This is a genomic window from Ramlibacter sp. GS1-15 (assembly GCF_057785015.1).
Window position 1 is genome coordinate 1,786,092 of record NZ_JBYNTU010000001.1, and the last position, 18,650, is coordinate 1,804,741.

Here is an 18,650-nt window from a genome sequence, read left to right on the forward strand (position 1 = left end):
ACGGTCAGCGCGTGACGTCGAGCAGCTCGACTTCGAAGTTCAAGGTGGCATTGGGCGGGATCACGCCGCCCGCGCCCTTCTCGCCGTAAGCGATCTGCGGCGGGCAGGTGAGCCTGGCCTTGCCGCCTGGCTTCATCATCTGCAGGCCTTCGGTCCAGCACCTGATCACGCGATTGAGAGGGAACTCGGCCGGCTCCTTGTGCGCGTACGAACTGTCGAACTCGCGACCGTCCAGCAAGGTGCCGCGGTAATGCACCCGCACGACGTCGGTGGCGCTGGGCGGCGTGCCCGTTCCTTCCCTGAGTGACTGGTACACGAGGCCGCTCGGCGTGGTGACGGGTGCGCGCGGCGCCGTGGCGCAGCCGGCGAGGAGGGCGGCGAGGGACAGAAGATAGAGAAAGGTTCGCATGGCTGCGCATTGTGCACGCCTGCCTATACTGGCCGCTCAGGAGTTGCACCACCCATGACGAACACCGAACCGCTCCCGCTCGAGCAAGCCAGGATCGACGCATTGCTCGCTGTCTCCACCGGCACCATCACCACCGTGCTCCTCAAGAAGGGCCTGCGCAACGTCTGGATGCGCGGCACGATGCCGCTCAAGCCCGGCCAGCCGCGGGTGGCGGGCCGCGCCTTCACGCTGCGCTTCGTGCCCGCGCGCGAGGATCTCGCCACGCCGGCGTCGTGGGGCTCGCCGATTTCCACGCGCGCCGCGATCGAGGCCATGCCGGCCGGCTGCGTCGCGGTGGTCGGCGCGATGCGCACGACCGACGCCGGCATCTTCGGCGACATCCTGTGCGCGCGCATGGTGAAGAAGGGCGTCGCCGCGCTGGTGACGGACGGTGTCGTGCGCGACGTGCAGGGCGTGCTCGGCACGGGCCTGAACGTGTGGTGCCAGGGCACGGCCGCGCCGCCCTCGGTGGCGGGCCTCACTTTCGTCGGCTGGCAGGAGCCGATCGATTGCGGCGGCGTCGCGGTATTCCCGAACGATGTCGTCGTGGTCGACCAGGACGGCGCCGTGCTGATCCCGGCCGCGCTGCTCGACGACGTGATCGCCGCCGCCACCGAGCAGGAACATCTCGAGAACTGGATCATGTCCGAGGTGGAGCAGGGCGCGAAGCTGCCGGGGCTGTACCCGCCCAACGAGGAGAACCGCAAGCGCTACGAGGCCTGGCGGAAGGGCCGCTAGCCGCGCCCTACATCATCCCCAGCACCTTCGGCAGCCAGATCGACAGGTCCGGCCAGTAGGTCACCATCAGCAGGAACACCAGCATCGTCGCGAGCCACGGCCACACGGCGATGGTCAGGTCGGTGATGCCCATCTTCGCTATCCCCGAGGCGACGTAGAGATTCAGCCCCACCGGCGGGTGGCACATGCCGACCTCCATGTTCACCGTCATCATGATGCCGAAGTGCACCGGGTCGATGCCCAGCTTCATCGCGACGGGGAACAGGATGGGCGCCATGATCAGCACGATCGACGACGGCTCCATCACGTTGCCCGCGAGCAGCAGGATGATGTTGACGAACAGCAGGAAGCCCACGGCACCCAGGTGCTTGTCGATCATCCATGCGGCCAGGGCCTGCGGGATGTTCTCCGACGTCATCAGGTAGCTGAACATCACCGCATTGGTGATGATGTACAGCAGCATCGCCGACATGTTCGCGCTGTCGAGCAGCACCTTGGGCACCTGTTTCAAGCCCAGGTCCCGGTACACGAACACGGCGATGAAGAAGGCGTACACCGCGCTCATCGCCGCCGCTTCGGTCGGCGTGAAGATGCCGGTGTAGATGCCGCCGATCACGACCACGATCAGCAGCAAACCCCAGATCGCCTTGCGAAAGGCGGTGAAGCGCTCGTCCCACGAGGCCACCGGCTGGCGCGGGTAGTTGAAGCGGCGCGCGCGCCACCACGTCACCACGCCCAGCATGACGGCCAGCACGAGGCCGGGAATGATGCCGGCGATGAAGAGGGCGCCGACCGAGGTGTTGGTCGCCACCGCGTACATCACCATCACGATCGACGGCGGGATCAGGATCCCCAGCGCGCCCGACGTGGTGATCACGCCGGCGCCGAAGCGCTTGGGGAATCCCTGCTTGACCATCGCGGGCAGGATGATCGAGCCGATGGCGACCACGGTTGCGGGCGACGAGCCCGACACCGCCGCGAAGAGCGCGCACGCCATCACGCCGGCGAGCGCGAGCCCGCCATGCCAGTGCCCGACCATGGAGGAGGCGAAGTTGATCATCCTTCGCGCGACGCCGCCGTGCGTGAGGAAGTTGCCGGCGAGGATGAAGAACGGGATCGCCATGATCTCGAACTTCTCGATGCCGGTGAACAGCTTCAGGGCCACCGATTCGATCGGTACCGTCGTCATCGTGAACAGGTACGTGAGCACGGTAAGGCCGAGCGAGATCGAGATCGGCATGCCGGTGAGCATCAGCCCGATCAGCAGCGCGAAGATGATCCACGCGTTGTTCACGGGCGCGCCCGCCAGCCGCAGCAGGAACGGCGCGAGCAGGATGACCGGCGGAATCAGCGAGGGCCAGCGCGGCGCATCGGCGCGCAGGGGAACGGCTGCCGTGCTCATGTCCGCGCTCCCGGCGACGCGGGCAGCGGATGCAGGTTGTCCGGCATGCCTTCGACCACATCGGCAGGCGGGACGCCTTCGACGTGAGTCACGTCATGGCGCGGCAGCTCGCCAGTACGCGCGAAATACCACGCGACCTGCAGGAAGCGGAAGCACATCAGGTACGACCCCAGCGGGATGCACAGGTAGACGATCCACTTGGGCAATTCGAGGTCCGGCGTCGTGTTGCTGGTGTGGGCCATGTCCCAGGTGAAGGTGGCACCCAGCGTGCCCACGATGCCCGTGAAGAGCGCGCCCGCGGCCATGCCGACCAGGACATAGGCCTTGTGCAGGCCGGGCGGCAGGCGGTTGATCAACACGTCCACGCCCACGTGGATGCCCGTGCGCACGCCGTAGGCGGCGCCGAACTTCGCCATCCACACGAACATGTAGATGCACAGCTCCTGCGCCCACGACAGGTCGATCTTCAGCAGCACGTCCTGCACGGCCGGAACCGGAATCCCGGCCGAGTAGCGGTGGACGACGGCGAAGAAGATCAGCAGCGTGGCCGCACCCATCAGGGCTGCGATGAGCCACTCCTCCAGATGATCGAGCAAGCGGCCCATCGCGCGTCAGGCCTTGAAGCCGGTGGCCTGGTACACGGCCTGGATCGTTTCCTTGCCGATGCGCGACTCGTTCTCCTTGTGCACCACGAGCAGCGCCTTTTTCAGCTGCGCCTTCTCGTCGGCCGTCAGTGTGAGCATCTGGCTCCTGCCGCTCTTCTTGATCGCTTCGAGCGCATCCTCGTTCTCCTTGGCGGCGATGTCGTTCGCGTACTTCGTCGCGTCCTTCATCGCGCCGTCGAGCGTCTTGCGCACATCGGCGGGCAGGCCGTCCCAGAACTTCTTGTTGGCGATCACCGCGTAGCCGATGTAGCCGTGGTCGGTGAGCGCGATGAACTTCTGCACCTCGTGCATCTTCTGCGTGTAGACGTTGGAAGGCGTGTTCTCCGTGCCGTCCACCACGCCGGTCTGCAGCGCCTGGTACACCTCGGAGAACGCCATCACCTGCGGGATCGCGCCCAGCGCCTTCATCTGGTCGCCCAGCACCTTGGACGACTGGATGCGCATCTTCAGGCCCTTGTAGTCGGCCGGCACGCGGATCGACTTGTTGGCGCTCATCACCTTCAGGCCGTTGTCCCAGTACGCCAGGCCTTGCACGCCCTTGCTTTCGAGCTTGCTGAACAGCTTGGCGCCGACGGGGCCCTCGGTCACCTTGTGCAGCTCCGCGTAGTTGTCGAAGATGTACGGCAGGTCGAACACCTCGAACTCGCGCACGCCCAGGGGCCCGAACTTCGCGAGCGAAGGAGCGAGCAGCTGCACGGAGCCGAGCTGCAGTGCGTCCATCTCCTCGCCGTCCTTGAACAGCGAGCTGTTGGGATAGACCTCGACCTTGACGCGGCCCTTGGTCCTCTCTTCGGCGAGCTCCTTGAACTTGAGCGAGCCCTTGCCCTTGGGGGTGTGCTCGGCGACCACGTGGCTGAACTTGACCACGATCGGCTGTTGGGCCTTCACGCCGGCAACGCCCAATGCGGCGGCGGCCGCGCCGGCGGTGATGAGGGAGCGACGTTTCATGGGGCAGGTCTCCTTGACGACTTGTTGTTGCAACGACAGCCATTCAATCACGCAGCAGCGGCGAGCGTCATCAGAGAGAGCCCTGAGTGCGGTCATGTGGTTTTTACCTAGGGCGCACACCCGTTGACGCCGTCCAGCACGCGTCGGTAGCCTGCGGCGTCACTTCCAAGGAGACACCATGCGGCTGCTGCAAAAAGTGGTACTGGGCATCGCGCTGCTGTGCAGTACCTTCCTCGCTTTCGCGCAGGGCGAGGCGGAGTATCCCAACAGGCCCATCAAGTGGGTCGTGCCGTACCCGCCGGGCGGCACCACGGACCTGCTCGCGCGGCTGATGGCGCAGTGGCTCACCCAGCGCCTGGGCCAGCAGGTGATCGTCGAGAACAAGGCCGGTGGCGGCAACAACATCGGAACCGACTACGCGATCAAGTCGCCGCCAGATGGCTACACGATCTTCCTCGTGAACCCGGCCAACGCGATCAACGCGTCGCTGTACACGAACCTCACGTTCAACTTCCTGAACGACATGGCGCCCGTGGGCGGCATCATCCGCGTGCCGAACGTGATGACCGTGCGCAAGGACTTCCCGGCGAACACGGTCCAGGAATTCATCGAGTATGCGAAGAAGAACCCGGGCAAGGTGAACATGGCTTCGTCCGGCACGGGCACGTCGGTGCATCTTTCCGGCGAGCTGTTCAAGACCATGGCCGGCGTGGACATGAAGCACATCCCGTACAAGGGCGCGGGCCCCGCCACGCAGGACCTGCTGGGCGGCCAGGTGGACGTGATCTTCGACAACATGCCGTCGATGATGGGCCACATCAAGGCGAAGAGCGTGAAGCCGCTGGGCGTGACCAGCGCGCAGCGCTCGCCCGCGCTGCCGGATGTGCCCGCGATCGCCGAAGTCGTTCCCGGCTACGAAGCCAGCGCATGGTTCGGCGTGTCCGCGCCCAAGGGCACGCCCGCCTACGCGATCGCGCGCCTGAACAAGGAAATCAACGCTGGTCTTGCCGATCCCGCGTTGAAGGCGCGCCTGGCCGACCTGGGCGGCGTGCCCATTCCGGGCACGCCCGAGCAGTTCTGGGCGATGCATCGCATGGAAACCGAGAAATGGGCGAAGGTCGTCCAGGTGTCAGGCGCGAAGGTCGACTGACAGGGGTGCAAGCCGCTCGACGACCCAGTCGAGGAACACCCGCACCCGCGGCGCAAGCTGCCGGTGGTGCGGGTACATCACCGAAATCGGCATCGGCGGGGGTGCGGACCGGGGCAGCACTTCGACCAGCTTGCCGGCGTCGAGGTGCTTTTGCAGGTGATAGCGCGGCGCCTGGATGAACCCCAGGCCCTGCAGGCAGCAGGCGGTGTAGGCCTCGACGCTCGTCACTGAAACCCGGCCCTTGAGCTGCATCGCCTGCACCTTGCCGCCGACGACGAACTCGAAAGGCGCGCGCTTGCCGGTGGCCGTGGAAAAGAAGTTCACCGCGTCGTGCTGGCGGAACTGCTCGAGGTTGCGCGGCCGGCCGCGTTCCTCGATGTATTCGCGGCTCGCGCAAGTCACCTGCGCCACGGCCGCAATGCGGCGGGCCACGAGCCCCGAGTCGCGCGGTTCGCCGCCACGCACCACGCAATCGACGCCCTCGCGCACGAGATCGACCAGGCGATCGCCCGTGCCGATCTCGAATTCGATGCCGGGGTAGCGCCGGCAGAATTCCCCCAGGTGCGGGAACAGGTACATCGACGCCACGGTCGATTGCAGGTCCACGCGTAACTTGCCTTTCGGGCTGGCGGCTGCTTCGCCAAGGAAGGATTCGGCCTCTTCCACTTCCGCGATCACGCGCTGGCATCGTTCGTAATACGCCTGCCCGTCGAGCGTCGGGCTCACGTGGCGCGTCGTGCGGTGCAGCAGGCGCACGCCGAGCCGCCGCTCGAGCTGCTGCAGCGTGTAGGTCGCGGTGGCGCGGGGCAGGTTCATGTCCTCGGCCGCCGCGGTGAAGCTGCCCAGGTCCACGATGCGCGTGAAGAGGCGCATGGCGTCGATGCGATCCATTTTTGCGCTTTGTTGTCCGTATTTGAACAATCCTACCAATTGGCGAGCATTTATCCGGCGAGCGATTCCGCCGACCATTCGTGGACTCACACACGAAAGGAATGCAGATGGAAACGCACAGGATCGCCCTCGTCACCGGCGGCAGCCGCGGGCTGGGCCGCAACATGGCGCTGCAGCTGGCACGCGCCGGCCACGACGTGATCCTCACGTACAAGAGCCGCGCGGACGAGGCCGCGGCGGTGCGTCAGGAGATCGAGGCGCTCGGCCGCCAGGCTGCAGCGCTTCAGCTGGACGTCGGCGACGTGGCATCGTTCGCGGCCTTCGCGCTGCGCGTGGCCGACGTGCTGGAAGGGAAGTGGAAGCGCAAGCAGATCGACTTCCTCGTCAACAACGCCGGCATCGGTGGCCACGCGACGCTGGGAGCGACGAGCGAGCAGTTCTTCGACGAGCTCGCGAACATCCACTTCAAGGGCGTCTATTTCCTGACGCAGGCGCTGCTGCCGCAGATCGCGGACGGCGGCGGCATCGTGCTGGTGTCCACCGGCCTCACGCGCTTCGCGATTCCCGGCTACGGTCCGTACGCGGCGATGAAAGGCGCGATCGAACAGCTCGCCAAGTACTGGGCCAAGGAGCTCGGTGAGCGCCGCATCCGCGTGAACGCCGTCGCGCCCGGCGCGATCGACACCGACTTCAACAAGGAGCGCTTCGCCCAGAACCCGCAGATGGTTCAGCTGATCGCGAGCAACACGGCACTGGGCCGCGTCGGCCAGGCGGACGACATCGGCCCGGTGGTCGCCTTCCTCTGCTCGGAGGCTGCGCATTGGATCACTGCGCAGCGCCTCGAAGCCAGCGGCGGCACGTTCCTCTGAGCTAGCGCACCGTCACCGTCACCCGCAGGAAGTTCGCGGGGATCACCGTCTTGCCGGCCGTCGTGCTCTGGTTCTGCGCAGTGAACAGCGCCTCCAGTTCACGACGCAGGCCGTCTTCCTTGCCGTTCTTCGCGGCGGCGTCGAAGGCGTTCATCGTCGGGCCGTAGAAGCGGCGGAAGGTCTCGACGTACTCCGCCGGCGTGCCGTCGAAGCGGAAGGTATAGACGTCCTTGCGGCACGCGACATCCTGCGGCGCGACGCCCGCGGCACCGAAGCGCTCGACGACGTTCGCTTCCACGCCCCAAGTCATCGGGCTGACGAATCCCTCGGGAGGAGGCGGCGTGTACGCCGCGCTGATCTTCAGGATCTGCGCGACCAGCGTCGGGTCGCCCGGGATCCAGTTGCCCATCGTGATCGCCCCGCCGCGCTTGGTCACTCGCACCATCTCCTTCGCCACCTCGACCGGCTTGGGCGCGAACATCGCGCCGAAGATGCTCACGACGCGGTCGAACGTCTTGTTCTCGATCATGCCCAGGTTGCAGGCGTCGCCCTCCTGGAACTTGAGGTTCGGCAGGTTCGCCTCCTTCGCGCGCCGGTTGCCGGCGGCCACGAGGTTGCTGGCGATGTCCACGCCGAGCACCTGCGCACCCAGGCGCGCGGCGGGCAGGGCGGTGGTGCCGTCGCCGCAACCGAGGTCCAGCACGGACAGGCCCGCGCGGATGCCGATGTCCCGCACGAGCGCTTCACCGCTCTCGCGCATCGATGCCGCGATGCGGGTGAAGTCGCCCTTTTCCCAGAGCGCCTTGTTCGGATTGACGACAGCATTCATGGATGAGCTCCTCGGGTGTGTTGAGGGACGCAGCGTACGCCTGTGCCTGACGCATGTCGATATGGGGCCGCTTCGTTGGTCGTGGAAGACTGCAACGAAGGAGCAGACCCCGCGGCCGAGCTGGCAGCCGCAGCGCTCAGCCAGCCGGATCCCAACGGCAGCGCGTGGCGTACTGACTGTCAGGCGGGCGGCGAGGTGCGATGGGCCCAGGCCGTCGTGTGACGCTCGAGCACGCTGAACAGCTCGTACATCGCCATGGCCATCGCGCCGACCACCACCAGGCCGGCGAAGGCCAGGCCCATCTGCATGGCGGAGCCGGCCGAAACGAGCAGGTAGCCGATGCCTTCGTTCGACGCCGTCATCTCCGACACGGTGGTGCCGACGAAGGCCAGCGTGATCGCGACCTTCAGCGATGCGTGGAAATACGGCAGCGCGCGCGGGAAGCCGATCTTGCGCAGCACGTCCCAGCGCGTGGCGCCCAGAACGCGCAGCACGTCTTCCAGCTCGGGCTCCAGCGTCGCGAGGCCGGTCGCGATGTTCACCATGATCGGGAAGAACGAGATGAGGAAGGCGGTGAGGATCGCCGGGCCCGCGCCGATGCCGAACCACACCACCAGCAGCGGCACGAAGGCCGCCTTGGGCAGTGCGTTGAACGCCGTCATCGCCGGGTACACCGCCGCATAGGCCAGGCGCGAGCTGCCGATGAACATGCCGAGCAGCACGCCCACGACGATCGCGAGGCCGAAGCCCGCCATCGTGACCCACCATGTGCGCCAGGCGTGCATCGCGATGGGCCCGCGGAATTCCACCAGTTGCTGCGCGATGCGCAGCGGCGAGGGCAGGATGAACTCCGACACCTGCAGCGCCCAGCACAGCACCTGCCAGATGACGAGCACGCCGGCGAGCAGCAACCAGGGCGACCAACGTTCGAGACCGCGCGCCTTCATGCCGGCACCCGCTCGCCGCGCTGCGCGCCGATCTGCGCGCGCAGCTCGTGCACGACGTCGGTGAACTCGCGCGTGTAGGCGATCTCCAGGTCGCGCGGACGCGGCAGGTCGATGGACTTGCGCGCGACGATGCGGCCGGGCCCGCGGCTCATCGTGTAAACCGTGTCGGCGAGGAACACCGATTCGCGCAGGTCGTGCGTCACCAGGATCACGTTGAAGCGCTTCTCGGCGTGCAGGTCGCGCAGGATGCACCACAGCTCCTCGCGCGTGAACGCGTCCAGCGCGCCGAAGGGCTCGTCGAGCAGCAACAGCTGCGGCTCGTGGATCAGCGCGCGGCAGATGCTGGCGCGCTGCTGCATGCCGCCGGAGAGCTGCCAGGGATAGCTGTCCGCATGGCCGGCCAGGCCGACCTTCGCCAGCAGGTCCAGCGCGCGCTGCACGTACTCGGCCCGCTTGCGCTTGAAGTCGCTGCGGTAGGGCTCGACGATCTCCAGCGGCAGCAGCACGTTGTCCAATGTCGTGCGCCACGGCAGCAGCGACGGTGCCTGGAACGCCATGCCCGAGATCTTGAGCGGCCCGTTCACCGCGCGGCCGTCCACCAGCACCTCGCCGCGCGTCGCGGGCTTGAGGCCCGTCGCGAGCTTCATGAAAGTGGACTTGCCGCAGCCGGAGGGCCCGACGATGGCCGCGAACTCGCCGCGCGCCAGTGTGAGTCCGATCGCTTCAACGGCGAAGCGGCCTTGGGCCCGCAGTTCCTCGTCGTAGGCCAGCCAGACGTCGCGAAACTCGACGAAGGCGCTTTCCGCCTGCGCCATCACTTCTTCGGCAGCACGGAGGCGAGTTCGGCCTTCGGGGGCAGGAACGAGCCGTTCCAGACCAGGTCGGGGTTGACGCGCGTCCTGGTGCCGAAGGCGTCCGACACCTGCGACGCCATCAGCGACAGGCGCCCGGGGTTGACCTGCCCGAAGCCTTCGGCGCGCGCGTCGGGGCTGTTGATCACGGTGTCGATCGCGAGCTTCAGGCGCCGCGTTTCCAGCTGCGTGTTGATGATGCCGTCGCGCGCCTTCACGTCCTCGATCGCGGCGGCCGGATTGGCGAGCACGTCGCGCATGCCCTTGGTGAAGGCCGCCAGGAACGCCCTGATGGCGGCCGGGTTCTCGCGAATCAACTTCGGCGAGACGATCACGGCATTGCCGTACAGCTTCACGCCGTTGTCGGCATAGGGCAGCACGACGATGTCCGAAGACTTCACGCCGCGTGCTTCGAGGTTGAGCAGCGAAGTGAAGGTGAAGCCCGTGATCGCGTCGACGTCGCCACGGGCGAGCATGGTCTCGCGCAGCGGCGGGTCCATCGTCGTCCAGTTGACCGCCCCGATGCCGTTGGCCTTCTGGAAGATCGGGAACGCGCGGCGGCCGGCGTCGAACACCGGCGCACCCATTTTCCTGCCCGCCAGGTCCGCGGGCCTGGCGATGCCGGATTTCTTCAGCGCCATCACCGAGGCCGGCGTGTTGTTGTAGACCATCATCACGGCCACGGGCTTGTTCGGCGCGTCGGGGTTGTTCGCGTGGAACTCCATCAGTGCTGCCATGTCCGCAAAGCCGATGTCGTAGCTGCCCGAAGCCACGCGCGTCACGGCGGTGCCCGAGCCACTACCGGCGTCGATCGTCACGTCCAGGCCCGCGGCCTTGAAGTAGCCCTTGGCGGCCGGCGTGAGGAACAGCGCCGCGGGGCCTTCGAAGCGCCAGTCCAGCTGGAACTTGATCGGCGTGGGCGACTGGGCGGAGGCGGGGAGCAGGGCGCCGGCCAGGGCGAGAGCGGCCAGCGACTGCACGAAGGAGCGGCGAGGGGCGATGGTCATGTTGTGGCCGATTTTCATGGCGGGGAGGGATGCAAGTCCAGTGCCAGAGAGAGAATAGCTCGATGCGCATTGCCCTGATCCACGCCACCCGCCTGTCCATCGACCCGATCGATGCCGCGTTCGAGCGGCATTGGCCCGAGGCGGAACGGATGCACCTGCTGGATGATTCCCTCTCGCGCGACCGGGAGCGCGATGGCGAGCTGACCGAGGCGATGATCGATCGCTTCATCGCCCTCGCGACCTATGCGAAGGGCACCGGCGCGGAGGCGATCCTGTTCACCTGTTCCGCCTTCGGCCCGGCGATCGAGGCGGCGGGCCGGGCGGTGGAGATCCCGACGCTCAAGCCGAACGAGGCGATGTTCGAGCAGGGGCTGGGCCTGGGCCGCAGGCTCGCGCTGCTCGCGACATTCCGGCCGTCGCTGGTCTCCATGTCCGAGGAGATCGAGGCCATGGCCCACGCGCGCGACAAGGAGGTGGAACTGCGCACCGTCTTCGTTCCCGGCGCCATGGCCGACCTGGCGGCCGGGCGCAGCGAAGACCACGACCTCAAGATCGCGCAGGCCGCCGCCCGGCTGAAGGACTGCGACGGCGTCATGCTGGCGCAGTTCTCGATGGCTGCCGCGGCGCCGCTCGTGCAGCAGGAGCTGGCTTGCCCGGTGTTGACGAGCCCGGGGTGCGCGGTGCTGGCGCTGCGGCAAGCGGCGGCGCGCTAGGCCGTCCTTACTCGATGTACTGCGGCTCCTTGGCGATCGTGCGCGACTGTTCCGCGTCGTGGTTGATCCATAGCCGCGCGCCGGTCTGCTTCAGGAAAGCCTCCATCTCCTTCATCGTGCGAACGCTCTGTTCGCGGTCGAAGTTGATCGGCGGCGCGCGCATGGCCTCCCAGTTGGCTTCCAGGTGCACGAAATCGCCGCCGAGCAGGACGGGCGCGCTCCTGGGCAGGCGCACGAAGAGCGACTGGTGGCCCGGCGTATGGCCGGGCGTGGACTTGATGACCACGGAGCCGTCGCCGAACACGTCGTGGTCGCCCTTCAGCTTCACCACCTCGGCGTTGCGAAGCTGATCGTACGTTCGGGGATTGAACGCGTACTTCTGCGGCTCCGGGCCGAAGGCCGCGTCGTACTCGGCCGACTGCATGTAGATGGTCGCGTGCGCAAACAGGTTCGCATTGCCGGTGTGGTCGGCGTGCATGTGCGACATGGCGAAGTAGCGAATGTCGGCGGGCGCGACGCCGATCTCGCGCAGCGATTGGGTGAGCGGCTTGCGCAACACCGCCACCGACGTGCGCCGCTGGTTGGGCACGCCCTCCGGGATGCTGGCGTAAGCATCCGGGTGCCCGCTGTCCCACAGGAACCAGCCCTGGGCATGCCGCACCAGGTAGCAGTTATTCGAGAAGGCGTACGGCTTGCCCTTGTCCTGGGGCGTGGTCCAGATCGACAGGTCCTGCGTGCGGTTTTCGCCGCAGTCGATCGCGTACAGGCGCTGCACGGCGGCGGAAGATGCGGGACCGGGCGAGGAGGCGCAGGCCGTGAGCGCGACCGCGATTGCACTGAGGAAAAGCCGGAACCCGCCCATATGCGCCTCCCGTCGGCCGGTCCGGCCGCGAAGCGGATTATGGTCGCCGCGGCGTGTTTTCCAAGTTGCGCGCCGAAGATCAGCAGGTCTGGCGCGAACGGCGCGAATCCACCCAGTAAGCCCACAGTACGAGCAGCCACTGCGCCTGCCCTATCCAGGCCAGTGCCGTCACGTTCGGCGGCGGCTCGCCGAACAGGTTGGCGATGTGGACGATCGCGAGAAACGCCACGAGGCCGACCAGCGCCCATCGCCCGACCTTGTCCAGCATCGCCCACGTGGCCTGCGCATAGAGCCACACGCCGATCGCGAAGATCGGCACCTCCACCGCCAGTGTCGCATCCCTCGATTGCCACAGTCCCAGTCCGACCAGGGTCGAGCCGCCGGGCGTGATCGGCAGGTCGGGCACATGCACGATCGCGTCGAGCAACCAATGGCTCACCACCAGTGCGCCGACGACGATCGCGCCGCGCAGGTTCTTGCGGGTGAATCCGTAGAACACGGCCAGCAGCACGCCCCAGAGCGCCGCCGCGACCAGGCTGTGCGTGAGCGGGTAACGCTCGAACACCAGCGGCGTCACGGCCGTGGCCCCGGGCTGGATGCGCACCGTCTCCCATCCGAGCAGGAGCATGGTGGGCCACACCAGGTCCACCCATTGCGCGGCGAGGAAGGCGGTGCCTAGCGAGACTTTCGGCGCGACACGCCTGGCAGCGAAGCCGAGGCCGAAGTGACCGATGAACATGAGAAGCCTTGGCGTGGTGAACGGGCGATTGTCTGCGAAATGCTAGGTGGGGAATTCCCCGAGTGCGTGCGAGCCGAGGAAGCTGCTTTTTCATGCACCATTCGCCCCCATGAAGTTCGAAACGCTGCAGCGCGACCTACAGGCCGCGCGGGCGGGCACGCTCGACATGGGCACGCTCGCACGGCGCTTGCGAGGGCTCATCCTGCCCGCCGCACTGCCGCCGAAATTCGGAGAGGTCCTCGCCAACATCGCGGATCGGATGGAATCCAGTGCGCTGTTCGACGGCGATAGTTGCTCGTTCAGCCAGGCTGATTTGCTGGAGGCGCTGGAAGTGTGGGCGCAGAAGGCGAACGAGAGGCTGAAGGGCCGTTGAGGCCAGCGACCCCGGCCTGCGCCGGGGTGACGTCGGTCCTCACGGGCGCACGTACGACCAGCCTTCCTGCTGCTTCTTCATCAGCTCGGTGATGCCGGCCGGCACGTAGCCGATCGTCGGCAGCATCTCGTCCTTCGACAGCTTGAACGCCTTCATGGTGTTCTCGCAGCCCACCACCTTCACGCCGGACTTCACCAGTTCGGCGACCTGCGGGCCGACGGGGGAATCGTGCTTGAGCATGTTGATGCCCGGGCCATAGGCGACGATCTCGAGGTCGATGTTGGCCGCGCCGCCCACGTCGGCCTGCGCGTTCCTCGTGTTGTTCAGCACCAGGTTCCAGCGCGCCGGGTCGTTGTCGGTGACCTGGATGACGAGCCGGTTGCGCTGGCCCTGCGCGCGGGTGGTGCCGGCCCAGGCCAATCCCGCGAGCGGGAGGAGCGCCGAAGCGCGAAGGAGGGTACGGCGGGTGGGCAGGCTCATGACGATCTCCTGGGGGTGCGTGCAGTCACGCGGGCGAGGCGATCGTACGCCTCGCCCACCCCGGCTGCGCCCCCAGAAGTGACTAGCCGGCTCCGCCGCCCAGCACCTCGCCGAACAGCACCCATTTCTTGCCGTCGAACTTCGACAGCTGCGCCTGCTCGATCGGTGCGTGGTCGGTGGGCGAGGTGTTGACCACGATGCCGGGCAGCAGCAGGCCGTGCTTCCAGTTCTTGATGCTCTCGGCCTGCTTCCTGATGTTGTCGCGGCTGTAGTTGCCGTTGCACTGCTTCAGCGTCTGCAGCATCAGGTTGGCGGTGATGTAGCCGTAGATGTTGCTCGCATCGAGCGGATTGCCTTCGGTGTAGTGCTTGCCCATGAACGCGCGCCATTCGAGCATGGCCGGGTCGTCCTTCCACGTCGGGTCGGATTCATCCTTGTAGTACTGCACCGTGATCAGGTCCACGCTCTTGTCCAGGCCGGCGGGCGTGAGCACGCTGCCGACGGAGGCACCGACGTTGTTCACGATGTTCAGCGGCGGCTTCCAGCCCGAGTCGTACACGCGGCGGATCGCCTGCGCGGCGAACTTGGGCGTGGTGATGTTGATGAAGGTGTCGGCGCCGCTGGCCTTGAGCGTGAGGATCTGCGAATCCACCGTCGGATCCGTCACCTCGTAGGTGGCCTTGGCGACGATCATCTTCGCCTTGTCGCCCTTGATCACGTTCTCCACGCCGGCGAGCACGTCCTTGCCGTAGTCGTCGTTCTGGTAGAGGATCGCAATCTTGGCGTTCGGCCGGTTCTTCAGGATGTACTTGGCGTAGATCTCGCCTTCGGTCTGGTAGCTCAGGTTGAAGCCGAAGGTCCAGGGGTAATTCTTCGGGTCGTTCCACTTCGTCGCACCGGTCGCCACGAACAGGTGCGGCACCTTCTTCGCGTTCACGTACTTGTGGATGGCCGTGTTGCTGGGCGTGCCCAGCGTCTGGAAGAGGGCGTCCACGTTGTCCTGCTCGACCAGGCGGCGCACCTGCTCCACCGTCTTGGGCGGGCTGTAGCCGTCGTCCAGCGAGATCAGGTTCACCATCGCGCCGTTCACGCCGCCCTCGGCGTTGACCTTCTTGAAGAACGCCTGGTGCAACTTGCCGATCGTGCCGTAGGCGGAGGCGGGCCCGCTATAGGGCATGGTCTGCCCGAGCTTCACTTCCTTCTTCGCCTGCGCGAACACCGTGTTCAGGTAAGGCGCGGCCACGGCCGCTGCGCCGATCGCCAGGGTCTTGCGTCGAGTCGTTTTCATCCTGCTTCCTTTCCAGTCAGTGGCAGTTGCACATCGTCGCGTCCTTCTTGTGCGGGCGCGGCCGTCCTCGTTGTCCCCGCGGCGAAGCGCCGGCGCAGCATGGCGATGAGGCCGGCCACGCCCGAGGGCATCAGGTACATGAATCCGATGAGGAACACGCCATAGATCGCCCAGGGCGCGGCCTTGGAGATCTGGTCGGCGACGTTCGGGATGAACTGGATGAAGAGGGCGCCGTAGAACGCGCCCGAGATCGAAGCGAGCCCGCCCACGACGACGCCCACCAGCAGCGTGAGCGACAGGAACACGCTGAACGAATCGGGCGAGGCGAACTGCACGCCGATGGCGGCCAGCGCGCCGGCGATGCCCGTATAGAGCGCCGAGACGCCGAAGGTCAGCGACTTGTATAGGGCAGTGTTCACGCCCATCGCTTGCGCGGCGATCGGCTGGTCGCGGATCGCCACGAGCGCGCGGCCCACGCGTCCGCGCAGCAGGTTCCAGCCGGCGACGAACAGCACGATCACCCAGAACAGCGTGAAGAAATAGAGCCACTGGTCCTGGTTGAGCGGAATGCCTTCGGGCGGGTCGGGCTTGACGATCACCACGCCCATCGATCCGCCGGTCCAGTGCTCGAAGCCCTTGTACTTCAGGATCTGCGGCATGGCCACGCCCAGCGCGAAGGTGGCGAGCGCGAGGTACAGACCTTCGAGCCGCAGTGCCGGCAGGCCGAAGAGGAAGCCCGCCACGAGGCACACGACGCCCGCGACGGGGATCGTCGCCCAGTACGGCCAGTTGGCCTTGTCCATCAGGATCGCCGCGGTGTACGCGCCGATGGCGAAGAAGGCGCCGTGGCCCAGCGAGATCTGCCCGTTGTAGCCGGTGAGCATGTTCAGCCCGAGCAGGGCGATCGCGTACGCCATCGCCATCGTGAGCTGGAACACCGTGTAGTTGCCCAGCACGAACGGCAGGATGCAGGCGATGGCGAACAGCACCAGCAGCCCGGCGACCTGCTGCGCGCTGAGTTTGCGCCTGACGTCCATGCTCCTCATACGCGCGCCACCTGCATGCGGCCGAACAGGCCCGAGGGTTTGAGCACCAGCACCGTCACGATGATCACCAGTGCGACGCTCAGTTTCAGTTCCGTGCCGAGGTACACGCCGACCACGTTCTCGATCACGCCGACCAGGAAGCCGCCGACCACCGCGCCGCCGGGACTGTCGATGCCGCCCAGCAGGGCGCCGGCGAAGGCGTAGAGCAGGATGCCGCCCATCATGTTCGGCTCGAGGAACACGATGGGGGCGACCATCATGCCGGCCACGGCGCCGATGGCCGCCGCGAGGCCCCAGCCGAGCGCGAGCATCCAGCCCACGCGCACGCCCACCAGCCGGCTCGACACCGGGTTCTGCGCTGCCGCGCGCATGGCCAGCCCGAGCGGCGTGAACCGGAAGAACGCGAACACCAGTCCCAGCACCACGAGCGTCACGCAGATCGAGCCGAGCTCGTGCGGGCCGATGTAGGTGTTGTCGAACAGCGCCTTGTCGGGGAAGGGACTGGGGAAGGGCTTGATCGTGTAGCTGTAGATCCAGCCCGCGACGCTGTTGAAGATGACCAGAAGGCCGATGAAGACGATCACCACCGAGAGCACCGGCGCGTTCTGCACGGGCCGCATGATCACGCGCTGGATCAATACGCCGCCCACGAAAGCGATGACGATGGTGAGGAAGAACGCACCCCAGTACGGCACGCCCGCTTCGATCAGCGACCAGCAGATGTAGGTGGCGAACATCGCGATCTCGCCCTGCGCGAAGTTCACGAGGTGCGTGGCCTGGTAGATCATCACGAGCGCCAGCGCGACGCTCGCGTAGATGCCGCCGGTAGCAAGGCCGGAGAGGATCTGGTGGAGCAGCAGGTCCATCGTGGTTCTCAGTAGCCCAGGTAGGAGCGGCGCACCGCTTCGTCGTTGGCGATGTCGTCGGCCTTGCCCGAAATGACGACGCGGCCGGTTTCGAGCAGGTAGGCGTGGTCGGCCAGGCGCAGCGCAAGCGCGGCGTTCTGCTCCACCAGCAGCACGCTCGTGCCTTCGGCCTTGTTGATCTCGCCCAGGATGTCGAACAGCTCGCGCACGATCAGCGGTGCGAGGCCGAACGAGGGCTCGTCCAGCAGCAGCAGGCGCGGGCGCAGCATCAGCGCGCGCGAAACGGCCAGCATCTGCTGCTCGCCGCCCGACAAGGTGCCGGCCTGCTGCTTGCGCCGCTCGCGCAGGCGCGGGAAATAGGTGTAGATGCGCTCGTAGTCCTGCTGCACCTGCGCCTTGTCGCGGCGCGTGTAGGCGCCCATGCGCAGGTTCTCTTCGACGCTGAGGTGCATGAAGGTGCCGCGCCCGTCGGGCACGTGCGCGACCCCGCGCCGCACGATGTCCTCGGTCGCCTTGCCGTCGATGCGCTCGCCGGCCAGCAGGATCTCGCCTTGCGTGCGGACCATGTTGCACATCGCGCGCAAGGTGGTGGTCTTGCCGGCGCCGTTGGCGCCGAGGATGGTGGTGATGCCACCTTGCTGCACCTCGAACTCGATGCCGTGCAGCACGCGCGTCGGGCCGTACTGCGCGTGCAGGCCGCGCACCTGCAGGATCGGGGTCATGCCTCCACCCCCAGGTAGGCCTTCACCACTTCCGGATTGACCTGCACCTGCGCCGGCGTGCCGTCGGCGATCTTGCGGCCGAAGTCCAGAGCGACCACCTGGTCCGACACGCGCATCACGAGGTTCATGTGGTGCTCGACCAGCAGGATGGTGAGCTTCAGTTCCGACTGGATGCGGCGCAGCAACTGGCGCAGCGCGTCGACCTCTTCATGGTTGAGGCCCGCCGCCGGCTCATCGAGCAGCAGCAACTTCGGCTGGCTCATCAGCGCCCGCGCCAGTTCGACCCGCTTCTGCGTGCCGAAGGGCAGGTCCGACACGGGCCGGTGCGCGACCTCTTCCAGGTCGAGCAGGCGGATGGCTTCGGCCGCCCGCTGACGCAGCTCGTTCTCTTCGCGCCGCACCCAGGGCAGCCGCAAGGCATTGGACAGGAACCCGCTTTTCGTGCGGCAGTGGCCGCCGATCATCACGTTGTCCAGCACGCTCATCGTGCGGAAGAGCGCGAGGTTCTGGAACGTTCGGCCTATGCCGAGCGCCGCGATGCGATGCGGGGCGAATTTGGTGAGCGGCTGGCCCTCGAACAGGATGCGCCCGTCGCTGAACTGGTACAGGCGCGAGAGGCAGTTGAAGAGGGTGGTCTTGCCGGCGCCGTTGGGACCGATCAGGCCGGCGATCGTGCTGGGCATGACGGCGAAGGACACGCGGTCGAGCGCCGTGATGCCGCCGAACCGGACCGTGACGTCGGAGACTTCGAGCAACGCTGCAGGCATGGCCTGCGTTATGTCGCGCGGGCGACCCCGGGGCCAAGAGTGGAAACCC

22 protein-coding genes are annotated in these 18,650 nt (G+C 66.8%); 5 read left to right on the forward strand and 17 right to left on the reverse strand.

The window, feature by feature from the left end; translation table 11 throughout:
- Positions 1–4: 4 nt before the first annotated feature.
- Positions 5–409, reverse strand: a complete 405-nt coding sequence (locus tag AC3EF3_RS09000) for an FKBP-type peptidyl-prolyl cis-trans isomerase (protein WP_488531811.1) — start codon at positions 407–409, stop codon at positions 5–7.
- A 54-nt stretch (positions 410–463) separates the two neighbouring features.
- Between AC3EF3_RS09000 and AC3EF3_RS09005 the strand changes: the two genes are divergently transcribed.
- On the forward strand, positions 464–1,186 hold the full coding sequence (locus tag AC3EF3_RS09005; protein WP_488531812.1) for a ribonuclease activity regulator RraA: 723 nt from the start codon (positions 464–466) through the stop codon (positions 1,184–1,186).
- A 7-nt stretch (positions 1,187–1,193) separates the two neighbouring features.
- Here the strand turns inward: AC3EF3_RS09005 and AC3EF3_RS09010 are convergent, their stop codons facing one another.
- From AC3EF3_RS09010 to AC3EF3_RS09020, 3 genes are read right to left on the reverse strand one after another with little or no spacing between them, the layout of a single operon-like run.
- Positions 1,194–2,588, reverse strand: a complete 1,395-nt coding sequence (locus AC3EF3_RS09010; protein ID WP_488531813.1) for a TRAP transporter large permease — start codon at positions 2,586–2,588, stop codon at positions 1,194–1,196.
- A complete protein-coding gene (locus AC3EF3_RS09015) occupies positions 2,585–3,193 on the reverse strand; it encodes a TRAP transporter small permease (protein WP_488531814.1) in 609 nt (202 codons plus the stop codon). Before AC3EF3_RS09015 ends, AC3EF3_RS09010 begins: the two co-directional genes overlap by 4 nt.
- A 6-nt stretch (positions 3,194–3,199) precedes the next feature.
- Positions 3,200–4,201, reverse strand: a complete 1,002-nt coding sequence (locus AC3EF3_RS09020) for a TRAP transporter substrate-binding protein (RefSeq protein WP_488531815.1) — start codon at positions 4,199–4,201, stop codon at positions 3,200–3,202.
- 178 nt (positions 4,202–4,379) lie between these two features.
- Here AC3EF3_RS09020 and AC3EF3_RS09025 point away from each other — a divergent pair, with 178 nt between their 5' ends.
- Entirely contained in the window at positions 4,380–5,351 is a 972-nt protein-coding gene (locus AC3EF3_RS09025) for a Bug family tripartite tricarboxylate transporter substrate binding protein (protein ID WP_488531816.1), read from the forward strand.
- On the opposite strand, the gene AC3EF3_RS09030 is transcribed toward AC3EF3_RS09025, so the two are convergent.
- Positions 5,331–6,242: a LysR family transcriptional regulator gene (locus AC3EF3_RS09030; RefSeq protein WP_488531817.1), complete on the reverse strand. Its 912-nt coding sequence runs from the start codon at positions 6,240–6,242 to the stop codon at positions 5,331–5,333. The genes AC3EF3_RS09025 and AC3EF3_RS09030 overlap by 21 nt on opposite strands.
- 107 nt (positions 6,243–6,349) lie before the next feature.
- Between AC3EF3_RS09030 and AC3EF3_RS09035 the strand changes: the two genes are divergently transcribed.
- Positions 6,350–7,111, forward strand: a complete 762-nt coding sequence (locus AC3EF3_RS09035; RefSeq protein WP_488531818.1) for an SDR family NAD(P)-dependent oxidoreductase — start codon at positions 6,350–6,352, stop codon at positions 7,109–7,111.
- Between the two features lies 1 nt (position 7,112).
- On the opposite strand, the gene AC3EF3_RS09040 is transcribed toward AC3EF3_RS09035, so the two are convergent.
- From AC3EF3_RS09040 to AC3EF3_RS09055, 4 genes are all read right to left on the reverse strand, one after another.
- Positions 7,113–7,940 (reverse strand): class I SAM-dependent methyltransferase, encoded by an 828-nt coding sequence (locus AC3EF3_RS09040; protein WP_488531819.1) that lies wholly within the window; start codon positions 7,938–7,940, stop codon positions 7,113–7,115.
- Between the two features lie 179 nt (positions 7,941–8,119).
- On the reverse strand, positions 8,120–8,887 hold the full coding sequence (locus AC3EF3_RS09045) for an ABC transporter permease (RefSeq protein ID WP_488531820.1): 768 nt from the start codon (positions 8,885–8,887) through the stop codon (positions 8,120–8,122).
- Positions 8,884–9,702, reverse strand: coding sequence for an ABC transporter ATP-binding protein (locus AC3EF3_RS09050; protein ID WP_488531821.1), 819 nt, complete (start codon positions 9,700–9,702; stop codon positions 8,884–8,886). The genes AC3EF3_RS09045 and AC3EF3_RS09050 overlap by 4 nt, the downstream gene beginning before the upstream one ends.
- Positions 9,702–10,745, reverse strand: a complete 1,044-nt coding sequence (locus AC3EF3_RS09055; RefSeq protein WP_488531822.1) for an ABC transporter substrate-binding protein — start codon at positions 10,743–10,745, stop codon at positions 9,702–9,704. Before AC3EF3_RS09055 ends, AC3EF3_RS09050 begins: the two co-directional genes overlap by 1 nt.
- Before the next feature lie 62 nt (positions 10,746–10,807).
- On the opposite strand from AC3EF3_RS09055, the gene AC3EF3_RS09060 reads away from it, so the two are divergent.
- Positions 10,808–11,458: an aspartate/glutamate racemase family protein gene (locus tag AC3EF3_RS09060; RefSeq protein ID WP_488531823.1), complete on the forward strand. Its 651-nt coding sequence runs from the start codon at positions 10,808–10,810 to the stop codon at positions 11,456–11,458.
- A 7-nt stretch (positions 11,459–11,465) separates the two neighbouring features.
- On the opposite strand, the gene AC3EF3_RS09065 is transcribed toward AC3EF3_RS09060, so the two are convergent.
- Entirely contained in the window at positions 11,466–12,320 is an 855-nt protein-coding gene (locus AC3EF3_RS09065; protein ID WP_488531824.1) for an N-acyl homoserine lactonase family protein, read from the reverse strand.
- A gap of 79 nt (positions 12,321–12,399) precedes the next feature.
- Entirely contained in the window at positions 12,400–13,059 is a 660-nt protein-coding gene (locus AC3EF3_RS09070) for a hypothetical protein (RefSeq protein ID WP_488531825.1), read from the reverse strand.
- Between the two features lie 109 nt (positions 13,060–13,168).
- On the opposite strand from AC3EF3_RS09070, the gene AC3EF3_RS09075 reads away from it, so the two are divergent.
- Positions 13,169–13,432, forward strand: coding sequence for a hypothetical protein (locus tag AC3EF3_RS09075; RefSeq protein WP_488531826.1), 264 nt, complete (start codon positions 13,169–13,171; stop codon positions 13,430–13,432).
- 39 nt (positions 13,433–13,471) lie between these two features.
- Here the strand turns inward: AC3EF3_RS09075 and AC3EF3_RS09080 are convergent, their stop codons facing one another.
- From AC3EF3_RS09080 to AC3EF3_RS09105, 6 genes are all read right to left on the reverse strand, one after another.
- Complete coding sequence (locus tag AC3EF3_RS09080; RefSeq protein WP_488531827.1) at positions 13,472–13,912, reverse strand: DsrE family protein; 441 nt, start codon at positions 13,910–13,912, stop codon at positions 13,472–13,474.
- An 82-nt stretch (positions 13,913–13,994) separates the two neighbouring features.
- The gene (locus AC3EF3_RS09085) at positions 13,995–15,200 is read right to left on the reverse strand and encodes an ABC transporter substrate-binding protein (protein ID WP_488531828.1); all 1,206 of its coding nucleotides are present in this window, start codon (positions 15,198–15,200) and stop codon (positions 13,995–13,997) included.
- Positions 15,197–16,237 carry a branched-chain amino acid ABC transporter permease gene (locus AC3EF3_RS09090; protein WP_488531829.1) on the reverse strand — a complete coding sequence of 347 codons (1,041 nt, stop codon included), beginning with the start codon at positions 16,235–16,237 and terminating at the stop codon, positions 15,197–15,199. The genes AC3EF3_RS09085 and AC3EF3_RS09090 overlap by 4 nt, the downstream gene beginning before the upstream one ends.
- 5 nt (positions 16,238–16,242) lie before the next feature.
- Positions 16,243–17,112, reverse strand: coding sequence for a branched-chain amino acid ABC transporter permease (locus AC3EF3_RS09095; RefSeq protein ID WP_488531830.1), 870 nt, complete (start codon positions 17,110–17,112; stop codon positions 16,243–16,245).
- An 8-nt stretch (positions 17,113–17,120) separates the two neighbouring features.
- Positions 17,121–17,834, reverse strand: a complete 714-nt coding sequence (locus AC3EF3_RS09100; protein WP_488531831.1) for an ABC transporter ATP-binding protein — start codon at positions 17,832–17,834, stop codon at positions 17,121–17,123.
- Positions 17,831–18,601 (reverse strand): ABC transporter ATP-binding protein, encoded by a 771-nt coding sequence (locus AC3EF3_RS09105; RefSeq protein ID WP_488531832.1) that lies wholly within the window; start codon positions 18,599–18,601, stop codon positions 17,831–17,833. The genes AC3EF3_RS09100 and AC3EF3_RS09105 overlap by 4 nt, the downstream gene beginning before the upstream one ends.
- Positions 18,602–18,650: the final 49 nt, after the last annotated feature.